This window comes from Rahnella bonaserana (assembly GCF_019049675.1).
Taxonomy (GTDB): Bacteria; Pseudomonadota; Gammaproteobacteria; order Enterobacterales; family Enterobacteriaceae; genus Rahnella; species Rahnella bonaserana.
Window position 1 is genome coordinate 12,949 of sequence record NZ_JAFMOW010000049.1, and the last position, 12,602, is coordinate 25,550.

The 12,602-nt window shown below is 51.9% G+C and carries 14 protein-coding genes; 7 read left to right on the plus strand and 7 right to left on the minus strand.

The window, feature by feature from the left end; genetic code table 11:
• Window positions 1-194 precede the first annotated feature (194 nt).
• The 3 genes from fusA (at window position 195) to J1778_RS02635 (ending at window position 2,989) form a co-directional block, all read left to right on the plus strand.
• Window positions 195-2,300 carry an elongation factor G gene (gene fusA / locus J1778_RS02625; protein WP_217171866.1) on the plus strand — a complete coding sequence of 702 codons (2,106 nt, stop codon included), beginning with the start codon at window positions 195-197 and terminating at the stop codon, window positions 2,298-2,300.
• An 84-nt stretch (window positions 2,301-2,384) separates the two neighbouring features.
• Complete coding sequence (locus tag J1778_RS02630; RefSeq protein ID WP_217171867.1) at window positions 2,385-2,678, plus strand: type II toxin-antitoxin system CcdA family antitoxin; 294 nt, start codon at window positions 2,385-2,387, stop codon at window positions 2,676-2,678.
• Window positions 2,678-2,989 carry a CcdB family protein gene (locus J1778_RS02635; RefSeq protein WP_217171868.1) on the plus strand — a complete coding sequence of 104 codons (312 nt, stop codon included), beginning with the start codon at window positions 2,678-2,680 and terminating at the stop codon, window positions 2,987-2,989. Before J1778_RS02630 ends, J1778_RS02635 begins: the two co-directional genes overlap by 1 nt.
• 35 nt (window positions 2,990-3,024) lie before the next feature.
• On the opposite strand, the gene wrbA is transcribed toward J1778_RS02635, so the two are convergent.
• From wrbA to J1778_RS02655, 4 genes are all read right to left on the minus strand, one after another.
• Entirely contained in the window at window positions 3,025-3,624 is a 600-nt protein-coding gene (wrbA, locus tag J1778_RS02640; RefSeq protein WP_015689874.1) for an NAD(P)H:quinone oxidoreductase, read from the minus strand.
• 325 nt (window positions 3,625-3,949) lie between these two features.
• Window positions 3,950-4,183: a hypothetical protein gene (locus J1778_RS02645; protein ID WP_217171869.1), complete on the minus strand. Its 234-nt coding sequence runs from the start codon at window positions 4,181-4,183 to the stop codon at window positions 3,950-3,952.
• On the minus strand, window positions 4,180-4,596 hold the full coding sequence (locus J1778_RS02650) for a hypothetical protein (RefSeq protein WP_217171870.1): 417 nt from the start codon (window positions 4,594-4,596) through the stop codon (window positions 4,180-4,182). The genes J1778_RS02645 and J1778_RS02650 overlap by 4 nt, the downstream gene beginning before the upstream one ends.
• Window positions 4,597-4,645: 49 nt before the next feature.
• Window positions 4,646-6,031, minus strand: a complete 1,386-nt coding sequence (locus tag J1778_RS02655; RefSeq protein ID WP_238484537.1) for a YadA-like family protein — start codon at window positions 6,029-6,031, stop codon at window positions 4,646-4,648.
• A gap of 330 nt (window positions 6,032-6,361) precedes the next feature.
• Between J1778_RS02655 and J1778_RS02660 the strand changes: the two genes are divergently transcribed.
• Window positions 6,362-6,688 (plus strand): hypothetical protein, encoded by a 327-nt coding sequence (locus J1778_RS02660; RefSeq protein WP_112289999.1) that lies wholly within the window; start codon window positions 6,362-6,364, stop codon window positions 6,686-6,688.
• Window positions 6,689-6,802: 114 nt separating this feature from the next.
• On the opposite strand, the gene J1778_RS02665 is transcribed toward J1778_RS02660, so the two are convergent.
• Window positions 6,803-7,108 (minus strand): EthD family reductase, encoded by a 306-nt coding sequence (locus J1778_RS02665; protein ID WP_217171871.1) that lies wholly within the window; start codon window positions 7,106-7,108, stop codon window positions 6,803-6,805.
• Between the two features lie 154 nt (window positions 7,109-7,262).
• Between J1778_RS02665 and J1778_RS02670 the strand changes: the two genes are divergently transcribed.
• Entirely contained in the window at window positions 7,263-8,642 is a 1,380-nt protein-coding gene (locus J1778_RS02670) for a cation:proton antiporter (protein ID WP_217171872.1), read from the plus strand.
• 32 nt (window positions 8,643-8,674) lie between these two features.
• Here J1778_RS02670 and znuB read toward each other — a convergent pair whose 3' ends face one another.
• Together znuB and znuC are read right to left on the minus strand one after the other, a co-directional pair.
• The gene (gene znuB, locus J1778_RS02675; RefSeq protein WP_217171873.1) at window positions 8,675-9,460 is read right to left on the minus strand and encodes a zinc ABC transporter permease subunit ZnuB; all 786 of its coding nucleotides are present in this window, start codon (window positions 9,458-9,460) and stop codon (window positions 8,675-8,677) included.
• Window positions 9,457-10,215 carry a zinc ABC transporter ATP-binding protein ZnuC gene (gene znuC, locus J1778_RS02680; protein ID WP_120162828.1) on the minus strand — a complete coding sequence of 253 codons (759 nt, stop codon included), beginning with the start codon at window positions 10,213-10,215 and terminating at the stop codon, window positions 9,457-9,459. Before znuC ends, znuB begins: the two co-directional genes overlap by 4 nt.
• A 94-nt stretch (window positions 10,216-10,309) precedes the next feature.
• On the opposite strand from znuC, the gene znuA reads away from it, so the two are divergent.
• Both znuA and mepM read left to right on the plus strand, forming a co-directional pair.
• Complete coding sequence (gene znuA, locus J1778_RS02685) at window positions 10,310-11,239, plus strand: zinc ABC transporter substrate-binding protein ZnuA (RefSeq protein ID WP_217171874.1); 930 nt, start codon at window positions 10,310-10,312, stop codon at window positions 11,237-11,239.
• A gap of 20 nt (window positions 11,240-11,259) precedes the next feature.
• Window positions 11,260-12,594 (plus strand): murein DD-endopeptidase MepM, encoded by a 1,335-nt coding sequence (gene mepM / locus J1778_RS02690; protein ID WP_217171875.1) that lies wholly within the window; start codon window positions 11,260-11,262, stop codon window positions 12,592-12,594.
• The last annotated feature ends 8 nt before the right edge of the window (window positions 12,595-12,602 follow it).

Below are 12,602 nucleotides of genomic sequence, written 5' to 3' on the forward strand. Positions count from 1 at the left end.
TATAGCCTATCGCTCTGCTGCTGTACAACGCGACGGCTTCTGACCAATTTCATCGATAGAATAAAATTATTGTACGAATATACACGTACAATTGTAGTATACTCTCCGCACTAAGAAGTTTAGTACCTAATACTTTGTGACGGGACGTGATAACACTCTCCGCCAACTTAGCCATCAACCAGTAAGGACGTTATATGGCTCGCAAAACGCCAATCGAGCGCTACCGCAATATCGGTATCTCAGCACACATCGACGCAGGTAAAACCACCACCACCGAGCGTATTCTTTTCTATACCGGCATGAATCATAAGCTGGGAGAAGTGCATGACGGCGGTGCGACCACAGACTGGATGGCTCAGGAACAGGAGCGCGGTATTACCATTACCTCCGCTGCTGTCACCTGTTTCTGGCGCGGGATGGATCACTCGTTCGATGAGCATCGCATTAACATTATCGACACACCGGGGCACGTGGATTTCACCATTGAAGTGGAACGTTCCATGCGCGTACTCGACGGTGCGGTAATGGTGTATGACGCCGTGGGCGGCGTGCAGCCACAGTCGGAAACCGTCTGGCGTCAGGCCAATAAATACAAAGTGCCGCGTCTGGCATTCGTTAACAAAATGGACCGTCAGGGCGCAGATTTCTTCCGTGTCCGCCAGATGATGGTCGATCGCCTGAAAGCCAATCCGGTGCCGATTGTTATTCCGATCGGTAAAGAAGATCATTTCACCGGCGTGGTGGATTTGCGCAAAATGCGTGCCATTTTGTGGGACGACGCGACACAAGGTATGACCTTTACCTATGAAGCGATCCCGGCAGAACTGCAGGCACTGGCGGAAGAATGGCGCGAGAAAATGGTGTCAGCCGCTGCCGAAGCCAACGACGCGCTGATGGATAAATATCTCGAAGAGGGCACGCTGACTGAGGATGAAATTACCGAAGGTTTGCGTCTGCGCACCATCGCCGGGGAAATCCAGCCGATGCTGTGTGGCAGTGCGTTCAAGAATAAAGGCGTTCAGCGTATGCTCGATGCCGTGATCGAACTGATGCCTTCTCCGCTGGATATTCCACCGGTGGCGGGCACGGACGAAGACGGTAATGAGGTCTTCCGTCATTCTGATGATAACGAGAAGTTCTCGGCGCTGGCGTTCAAACTGATGACTGACCCGTATGTCGGCCAGCTGACGTTTGTCCGCGTGTATTCCGGCGTGCTGAAAAAAGGCGACAGCGTGTATAACCCGGTGCGCGGCAAGAAAGAGCGTATTGGCCGTATAGTGCAGATGCACGCGAATGACCGTATTGAGATTGACGAAATCCGTGCCGGTGATATCGCCGCCTGTGTCGGGCTGAAAGATGTGACGACCGGTGAAACGCTGTGTGATCCGACTGACATTATTACGCTGGTGCGCATGGAGTTTCCGGATCCGGTGATTTCGCAGGCCATCGAGCCGAAGACCAAAGCCGACCAGGAGAAAATGGGGATCGCACTGTCACGACTGGCATCAGAAGACCCGTCGTTCCGCATCCGTACCGACGAGGAGTCCGGACAGACGATCATTTCCGGGATGGGCGAATTGCATCTGGAAATCATTGTCGACCGCATGAAACGTGAGTTCGGTGTGGAAGCCAACATCGGTAAACCGCAGGTAACGTATCGCGAAACGGTGCGTAAAACGGTGAAAGATGTGGAAGGGAAATTTGTACGTCAGTCAGGCGGTAAAGGTCAGTACGGCCATGTGGTCTTCACGCTTGAACCGCTGCCGGCAGGCACAGGTTTCGAGTTTGTCGATGCGACAAAAGGTGGCGTGGTGCCGCGGGACTATATCCCGGCGGTTGAGAAAGGGGTTACCGAAGCGCTGAACAACGGCATTCTGGCCGGTTATCCGGTGGTCGATGTGAAAGTGACGCTGACCTTCGGCTCATACCACGAGGTCGACTCCTCGGAAATGGCGTTCAAAATGGCGGCGATCTTTGGTTTCAAAGAAGCGGCCAAACGTGCAGATCCGGTGATCCTCGAACCGATGATGAAAGTTGAAGTGGAAACACCGGAAGAATACGCCGGTGGCGTGATGGGCGATTTATCGTCGCGTCGCGGTACGGTGCAGGGCATGGAGGAAATCGCGGGCGGCGGCGGTAAAATCATTAAAGCCGAAGTGCCGTTATCTGAAATGTTTGGCTATTCCACCGTTTTGCGGTCAATGTCGCAAGGCCGTGCAACCTACAGCATGGAGTTCAATCACTATGCCGAGGCACCGCGCAATGTCGCTGAAAACATCATTGCGTCGCGTGGTAAATAAGCAAAACAGGCGTAATCTCTGCCAAAGACAAAACGGTCCGCAAGGGCCGTTTTTTTTGGACCGTATAAAAGGATTCGATAGTTTATGCCTTCACTGTGTGACATTCTAATGCGCATCTCAGGTGTGTATGAAGAGGGTGCTATGCCATCAGTCGCAGGAAATAAGAAACGAACGAATGTCACGCTGAGTGCCGATTTACTTGAACAAGCCAAAGTGTTTGGCATAAATCTTTCAGCAACGTTTGATAAAGCGTTAGGAGAAGCGGTGAAAGAGAAACAAAGGAAACTGTTCTTAGAGGAAAATCAGCAAGCAATGGATTCCTGCAACGCTTTTACTGAAAAGGCAGGACTCTTCTCTCAGGGACGAGGAGTGTTGTAATGGCGCAATTTGATGTTTACGAAAATCAGGGAGAGGGAAAATATCTTTATCCCTATTTTATGGATATTCAGAATCCTTTATTTGAAAGACTCAACGAGCGGATCGTTGTGCCGCTAACCGCGCTTAGCAACCTGAAACCCATCAGGCATCTTCATCCCCTTATCAGGATCCAAAATCATCAATACGTGCTGATGACTCATCTCCTGACCAGCGTAAGTACGACGCAATTACATCATGAACCGGTGTTGAATGCGGATATTCATCGGGCGGATGTTGTTGCAGCGCTGGACATACTGGTGATGGGAATTTAAGGCGCAGAATTCTGCGCCTTGTTTTACGCGGTTATCTAGCTGACCAGTTTACTGACAATGGTCGCCACGTGTTTACCCTGATGTACGGCAATGCGCAGTTCTTCGGCGCTCGGCTGACGTGAACCGTCGCCACCGGCGATAGTGGTGGCGCCATAAGGCGTGCCGCCGCGGACCTGTGAAATATCGAACAGTTCAGGCGTGGTGTAACCGATCGGGACGATGATCATGCCGTGATGGGCGAGAGTGGTCCAGGTGGAGGTGATGGTCATTTCCTGGCCGCCACCGGTGCCGGTGGAACTGAACACGCTGGCGACTTTACCTGCCAGTGCGCCTTTGGCCCACAGGCCGCCGGTCTGGTCGAGGAAAGTGCGCATCTGACCGGTCATGTTACCAAAGCGGGTTGGTGTGCCAAAAATAATGGCATCGTAATCGCCAAGCTCTGCGGGAGACGCGACTTCTGCCGTCTGACCGGTTTTGCCACCGGCAGCCTTAAAGGCTTCTTCCGGCATCGTTTCAGGAACGCGTTTTATCGTGACTTCAACCCCCGGAACGCTGCGTGCGCCTTCGGCAACGCTCTGCGCCATCGTTTCTATATGACCATACATGGAATGATAGAGAACCAGTACTTTTGCCATTTTTAACTCCTGTTGAGGTGATGTTTTTACCGTATCCTGCCCGGTTTTAGAGCCGGTAATACGGGCGAAAAATTCGCTTAAAAATCCCACGTTTACTCCTGCGCCTGCATGGCGGCTGTCATGAGCATGAGAGTTCATCGTCCGCGCATAAGGCGTCAGTTACAAACGCAAATTTTTGAACAGACTCATCAATTAATTAGGGCAACGGTGTCGGGAAACCAAATTGCCTGATCAAAAAGAAACAACCGGGAGGGTGCGTTTCGCACCTCTACATACTAGAACAGAAGTGCGGGTTTGGCGGGAGAAGGAGAGTGATGAGGCGTAGTCAGGGAGAGTTATTTTCTTTCTTTTCCCAACTGACCAGGACTGAGACTTCATCGGGTTGCGCGATGAATTTACTGAGTGTGGCGGTATGACCATCTTTCATCATGACCGATACGGCAACGCCGGTGATGCCGTGGTCCAGCGGGGTTTCTTCAACCCGTTGCAACATTTTCAGACAGGTAAATTGCTGCTCCGGTGGCAGATGTCTGAACTGATCGGTGTGGTGTTTTTTCATATCGGCATCCTTCCGTAAATTTGTCCGTCACGCATCAACACCAGCTTATGGGTGCGCTTGTAATAAATCGCTGTGAAAACACCTTTGCGATAGACCTGAGCATCCGCGTTATCTTCATCAAGGTATGCTGCAGTCCCTTCGATGTATCCCTGCTTGTCAGCGGGAAAGATTTTGACATCAATCCCCTTAATGCGGGCATGCACAACTTTTTTGGTAGCCTGTGCATATTGCTTCGCCGAGTTTTCCATCGCCTGTTTCAGCGCAACGCTCTGAATTGCCGTCTGACGATTTTGTTCTGCCATATAACACGTATCTTTTGATATGCCTTGTGACTGACAGTCCGCCATTCTGGATGCCTGAGTGGAGCAGCCTGCAAGGACGGTCAGCGCGGCAATGACTAAAAGTTTTTTCATTTTGTTTTACCTGAATTGAAAGATGGGGGGACGAGTCCCCCCTGAATTTTTACCAGCCGACACTCACGCCAGCGCCGTAACCAAAGTTGCTTTGTGAATCGTCGGAAACCGACATTTTCACGATGGTAGCGCGGCTTGCATGGAATGATGCACCGACGGAAATTGCATTTTGAGAGTCGTAGCCACCGACACCGGCACCGACTGCAAATTGCTGAGATTCCTGCACCTGAGGGATGTTGGCCTGAGCCATAGCGGACGCTGAACCTGCTGCGGCTTCTTTCTTATTGCCATCCACTTCAGATTTCAGGTTATTGAATTTCTTGTTGGTATAATCATTCGCCTGACTCAGGGTTTGTGCATCCGCCACCGCGCGGCTGTGGGATTCAGCCATTACTTCAGAGTGATTTTGTTCAGCTTCAGCATTGAGGGCAGTGATTTGCTGGTCGTAATAGGCAGAGCGGACCACTTGTTTAACAACAGGCTTTTGCTTTGAAACGGAAGCCTGTTCCGCCGGATTCTGTTTCACGTGTTCGTCATCCGAAGCATTTTTAGAAGGCGTAGTGTTGACCGGAACACCGGTCGGGTCGTTATGCTGATAGGCCGCCACTTCTTCTGCGTGCTGCTGCAAGGCCGTCCGCTGTGCCGCGAGTGACTGACCCGTATTGTGATTACCGTCGAGGTGCTGCGCTTCACCAGTCTGATGGGTCGGAGTACCGGTTGGATCGTTATGCTGATAGGCCGCCACTTCTTCTGTGTGTTGCTGCAAGGCAGTTTGCTGTGCCGCGAGTGACTGGCCAGTATTGTGATTACCGTCGAGGTGTGTCGCTTCACCAATCTGATGTGTCGGAGTACCGGTTGGATCGTTATGCTGATAGGCCGCCACTTCTTCTGCGTGCTGCTGCAAGGCAGTTCGCTGTGCCGCGAATGACTGGCCAGTATTGTGATTACCGTCGAGGTGTGTCGCTTCACCAATCTGATGTGTCGGAGTACCGGTTGGATCGTTTTTAATCAGGGTGGGTTCTGCCGGAACCAGACTTGTCATCGGCATCGTGGCAGAGCCAGTGATAGCCGTCTGCATTCTTGCGGCAGGATCGAAAGCAGGGAGCAGAATGTTTTTAGAACCATCCCAGAAAGTATTTGTTTTCAGATAGTCGGCAACTTGATTCAGATTGTCCTTTCTCAGGATCTCATTTTGCTTATCAGCAGGGATCCAGGAATATTTTGTAATGTATGCGCGGGCAGCTTCCAGATCAGTTCCGGAAAGCTGCGCATGAGCAGGCGAAATCACACTTAACGCAATCACAATACCCAGACATACGCGACGAACCTTTGTTCTTTGTAACTGAAGGCGACTTGTCGTTTTAAGAGGGTTATCCAGCTCTGGATGGGTTGAGGTGGTGTCATTCATACTGCGATTTGCGATTAGTGCATTCATTTGTTTTTTCCGGTACTGAAATAAGTATCTGTTAGCGACAAATAAGGAGCGTTATCAGAACGCTATTTTTGTCTCCTAACCAAAATCATACATGCGGTGAATGTGACTTGCTTCACGCATTCACTGAACGTTTGACTTATGTCAAGAAACGTAAAGTTAAAGCGCTACATGAATTTGTTTCACTTAGCGCGCTTATTTGTCGCTAGTGGGTACGAAATTGCGTGTCTGGAATGTGTAAATCTAAGAGTTTTCGTAGCGAATAGCGACAGGATGAATTCTCTACGGGATTCTTGTACAATATGCAGGGTTAAAGAAATTGGAGATAAGTGAATGGCAGATAACGCAAATGAGTTCCTGGACTATGTCCGGAGGCTGGATATCGATCAGCCCGCGTTGTGTATCCTGTTGGGACTGCCGCGCAGCACGTTAAATAAGTGGATCAACGGCACGGTGACGCAAATCCCACAAGTGGCCGTTACTGCTGTCAGAATGCTTTGGTTCATGCGCAACAGTGATGAAGCATTATTTGAAAAGTGGGCGATAGTGCAGGATTTTGGTGTGACTGCCGACTATGCCGTCAATGACAGAGTGCAGGAGTTTTTGCATACGATTAAGCGTGAACCCAGCCCGGCGATCAAAAAGCTATTGAACAAATAACGCAGCGGGCAGGATGTTTTGCCGCAGCTGAAGGGCGATAAAAAAGGCGATTAACCTTTCGGGTTAATCGCCTTTTTTATCAGAAGAGCAGGGTGAATTATTCAGATAACAACTTCAGACAACAACGTCGAAAATCATCTTCACCGGTTCGATATTCGTAAAGTTCGGTACATCCGCGACGAAATCTGCAGCATTATCTTTCATGCCTTTTTCGAAGTCTTCCATTGAGAGGCAATAGATATGGCAGGCAGCAATGAATGGGGTCTCTGCCGGTGCGCCCTCGGGCATTTTGTCGATGGCATAAGAATGGCAAAACTCGCCCATGCGGCGTTTGATCAGCGGTAAATGCACGTCGCGGTAATAATCATGGTCAAAGGTTCCGCCTTTGGTGTTCGGGTAAAGCACGCTGTATTTAATCACGTCGTTTCTCGTCTTTTTTGCGAATAAAAATCAATTTTAGCGTACCGGTCACGGTCGCGCCGCGCCATTTGTGCCTGATGCTCTTTATCTGAAAACTCATCCTGCTGACCATATGTACTAAGCTTATAAGATTGTTACTAACTATGGGACAAGCATGGGATTTTTAGGTTGGACAGCGGCAGTCGGAGGACTGCTATTGATTATGTCACTGGCGTCGGGGTGGATTTCCCGCGGCCCGGTGACGACTTTTGGTTTATATCTGGCGGCGGGAATTGTCTGTGGCCCCTGGGTTCTGGATTTACTGCATATCGATCTGGTGGCCTATTCTACGCTCACCGCACATTTCACTGAGATTGCCATGGCGGCTTCTCTGTTTATTACCGGACTCAAACTGAGGCTACCGTTTCGCGCGCAAAGCTGGCGTGTAGGTGTGCTTCTGGCGTTTCCGGCCATGTTACTGACCGTGCTGTGCGTCGCCGCAATTGCACATTACATCACCGGCATTTCCTGGCCGCTGGCACTGGCGCTGGGCGCAATTATTGCGCCGACGGATCCGGTACTCGCCAGTATGATTGCGGTAAATGATGCTAATGATGACGATGGATTACGCGTCGCGCTTTCCAGCGAAGCAGGCATGAATGATGGTTCCGCACTGCCGATCCTGATGCTGGCGCTGATGCTGTTTACCGCGAATGAAGGTCTTTCCTCGCAGGCCATCTGGCATTGGGCGTGGCGTGATGTGGTGTGGGCGTTGATGGGCGGACTGGCGATTGGTTATGCCATGGGCAAGCTGGTAGGACTGAGTGCCACACGTTTTCACAGCCGTCAGCGAACGGTCGCGCCGAGTGATTTTCTGGCGCTTGCGCTGATCGCACTCAGTTATGCCGCTGCGCAGAGTCTGGATGCTTCCGGTTTTCTGGCCGCATTCGCCGCCGGTGTCGGGCTTCGCAGCGCAGAGGTGCGCGTTGTTTCCCTGCATCCGCCAGACGATCTGGAAGAAGGCTCCCGACCGCCACCGGCGGAAGTGATGGTCAATCCGCATCAGCGCCACTCCATGCAGGCGGAAATGCCGCAAAATTCTATCGGGCTGATGGTCGGGGATGCGTTGTCTTTCGGCGATACCATTGAGCGTATCTTTGCAGCGGGGATTGTCATGGTGCTGGGCATCACGCTGGCTGAGCACTGGGAACCGATGGGGCTGCTGATTGCGGCCCTGCTGTTTATCGTGATCCGGCCGCTGACGGTGTACATCACCACGATTGGCGTGCATGTGCCGAAGGGAAGGCGGCTGATGATTGGCTGGTTTGGTATTCGTGGTATCGGCAGTATGAATTACATCGCTTACGCCTGGACGCACGGTTTACACGGGGCAGAGGCCAACTATATGACCAATATTGCCTTTACCGTCATTGTGACCAGCGTTGTCATTCACGGGCTGACCGTTTCCCCGGTTCTGAGCTGGCGTAAAGCCAGACAAGAGGCCGCGCGGGAAGAACGTGAGGAGCGGGAAAAACAGCAGGAAAAAGAGGCATAAAAAAACGGACGCCCATGGCGTCCGTTTTGCTGTCAGGCGACCTGCTTTTTGCTGAGGCTCAGCATAAACAGCGCGGCGGCGCAGAGTACGACAGAAGGGCCTGCCGGTGTATCGTAAAACGCCGAAAATGTCAGACCACCGGTAACCGCAACAATGCCAATTGCGACCGCCACCATTGCCATCTGTTCGGGCGTTTTGGCGAAACGGCGCGCCGTTGCCGCAGGGATAATCAGCAGCGAGGTGATGATCAGCGCACCGACGAATTTCATCGCCAGACCGATTGTCAGCGCTGTCACCAGCATCAGGACAACCCGTGAACGTTGCAAATTCACGCCATCAACATGGGCCAGTTCAGGACTGATGGTCATCGAAAGCAAGGCGCGCCATTGCCAGCACAGCACGGCAATAACCACCGTCACACCGATGGCAATCATCCAGATATCGCTGTAAGTCACAGACAGCAAATCACCGAACAGATAGGCCATCAGATCCACACGTACTCCCGACATCAGGCTGACCACAACCAGCCCCAGCGACAGGGCGCTGTGCGCCATAATCCCCAGCAGCGTATCAACGGCGAGATGCGGTTTACGCTCCAGCGCCACCAGCAATATGGCCAGCAATAAGGTAACGGCGATAACGGTATAAAAAGGATTGATATTGAGCAGCAAACCAAACGCGACGCCCAGCAGTGAGGCATGTGCCAGCGTATCGCCGAAATAAGACATCCGTCGCCAGACCACAAAAGAACCCAGCGGACCGGCTGCGATAGCCAGCAAAACACCGGCCAGCCAGCCCGGTAATAACAGCGCGATCATGCGTCACGACCTCCGGTATTGCGCAAAATTATCTTTCCCTTTAAATCATGACGATGATTATGGTTGTGACGGTAAATCGCCAGCTGCTCTGCGCCGCGGTTGCCAAACATCGCGATAAATTCCGGATGCGTCGACACCACTTCCGGTGAGCCGGAGCAGCAGATATGCTGGTTAAGACACAGCACTTCATCGGTTTTCGCCATCACCAGATGCAAATCATGCGACACCATCAGCACCGCACAACCCAGTTCGCAGCGCAGGCTGTCGATCAGATTGTAAAGCGCCAGTTGGCCGTTGACGTCAACACCTTGCGTCGGTTCATCCAGCACCAGTAACTGCGGGCTGTTCATCAATGCCCGTGCTAAAAGCACACGCTGGTTTTCGCCACCGGATAACTTTTGCATTGGTTGATCCAGCAGATGCGCGGCCTGAACGCGTTTGAGCGCGGGCAGAATATCGCTTTTTTTCACGCCAGGTTTGAGCCGCATAAAACGGCTGACGGTCAGCGGCATGGTGGGATCAAGGTGAATTTTTTGCGGAACGTAGCCGATGCGTAAACCCGGTTCGCGGGTCATGACGCCCTCAGTGGGCGCAATAAGGCCAAGAACCACACGCACTAATGTGGATTTCCCCGCCCCGTTCGGGCCGAGAAGGGTCAGGATTTTCCCCGGTTGCAGGCTCAGCGAGATGTTGGACAGCACGCGTCGTGAACCGAAAGTCACTGAAATATTTTGGAGCGTAGCTAAAGTGGGCATGTCATAGGGTCTTGCAGAACAAATCGGATGTTATAATATTGCGTTTCGCGAAAAATAACCAGTTTCCCCCAACACGAAGATGAGTTCACTCAGCATGATACAGAAAAAAAGCGTCAAACGGATGTTTCTGGCAGCCGCAATATTGAGTTCAGGTGCGGTTTTCAGCGCGCAGGCCGCCGTTGTTGCCTCCGTACGCCCGCTGGGTTTTATCGCATCTGCTATTGCCGACGGTGTCATGCCGACAGAAGTCTTACTGCCTGATGGCGCATCGCCGCATGATTTTGCCCTGCGCCCTTCCGATATTGCACGCCTGCGCAGCGCCGATCTGGTGGTGTGGGTGGGGCCGGAAATGGAAGCCTTCATGACCAAATCCGCCGCACAATTACCGCCAAACCGTCAGGTAGAAATTGCGACGCTGCCAGCCGTCAAACCGCTGCTGATGAAGGGCAGCGATGATGAACATGACCATGATCATGCCCATGATAACGAGGGCGATGACCACCACCACGGCGAATACAATATGCATGTCTGGTTATCACCGGAAATCGCCCGTGAAGCCGCAATTGTGATCCATGACAAACTTGCAGAGCTGGTTCCGCAGAAAAAGCAACATTTAGATGCAAATTTGGCACGTTTTGAAGACGGGCTGACAAAAACTGACAAAAATATTGTTACTATGCTGCAGCCTGTGCAGGGTAAGGGATATTTTGTTTTTCACGATGCTTATGGCTACTTTGAAAAACACTTCGGCCTCTCGCCACTTGGTCACTTTACGATCAACCCTGAAATTCAACCCGGCGCACAGCGATTACATCTCATTCGAACACAGTTGGTTGAGCAAAAAGCGACCTGCGTTTTTGCTGAGCCACAATTCAGGCCGGCCGTCATAACGGCTGTTGCCCAGGGAACAAAAGTGCGTATGGGCACATTGGATCCGCTGGGGAGCGGCATTGAACTGAGTGCGGACAGCTATGTGAACTTTTTGTCACAGCTGGCGAACCAGTACCTGAGCTGCCTGAAGTAAGCTAAAAGGACAGAATTTAAGTGCAGCTGATAGCCCGATCTATCGCTCTGGCGTATAGCAACCTTCCACGGCCCCACCGCATTATGCTGGGGTCACTTACCGTCGTCACACTGGCTGTGGCCGTATGGAAACCGTTAGCCTATCACCCGGACAATGACCTCTCTGATACCAGACCGCTGGTTAAAAATATCACCCTCGATAACCAGCAATTACGTTCTTTGCTTCCCGAAGCCAGTGAACCTATCGATCAAACCCCACCAGCTGATGATGACATCCCGCAGGATGATCTTGACGATAAAACCGCCACTGAAACGGGCGTTCATGAATATGTTGTTTCGACCGGCGATACCCTCAGTAGTATTCTGAATCAGTACGGCATTGATATGTCGGAAATTGCCGCGCTGTCTGATGCCAACCGTGATTTGCGTAATCTGAAAGTCGGCCAGCAGATTTCCTGGACACTGAATGATGCCGGGGATTTACAGCGTCTGACCTGGGAAAAATCGCGCCGCGAAACTTATACCTTTGACCGTTCCGGCAACACCTTTAAATCTTCGCTGGAAACCCTGAAAGGGGAATGGAAAGACACGGTGATTAAGGGTTCGCTGAACGGGAGTTTTGTCACCAGCGCAAGAGCCGCGGGGCTGAGCAGTGGTGAAGTCAGCGCTGTTATCAAAGCACTGCAATGGCAACTCGATTTCCGTAAATTACAGAAAGGCGATGATTTCGCGGTTCTGATGTCCCACGAAGTGCTGGATGGCAAAAACGAACAAAGCGAATTGCAGGCCGTGCGTATGCGCACTGGCGGTAAAGATTATTACGCAGTTCGGGCTGAAGACGGTAAGTTTTACGACCGTTCCGGCAGCGGGCTGGCCAAGGGCTTCCTGCGTTTCCCAACCGGTAAACAATATCGCGTTTCTTCCAACTTTAATCCGCGTCGTCTGAACCCGGTTACCGGCCGCATTGCGCCACATCGTGGCGTCGATTTCGCGGTGCCTGTCGGCACGCCGGTTCTGGCTGTTGGTGACGGCGAAGTGGTGGTTGCCAAGAACGGCGGGGCGGCAGGTAACTATGTGGCGATCCGCCACGGTCGTCAGTATATGACCCGTTATATGCATCTGCGTAAAATTCTGGTGAAACCAGGTCAGAAAATTAAGCGCGGTGACCGCATTGCGCTTTCCGGTAATACCGGCCGCTCAACCGGCCCGCATCTGCATTTTGAAATGTGGATCAACCAGCTGGCCGTGAATCCGCTGACCGCTAAATTGCCACGTACGGAAGGGCTGACCGGTAAAGACCGGGCGACCTATCTGGCCACCGTTCGTCAGGTTGTTCCTCAACTTAAACTTGACTGATTCTTCAC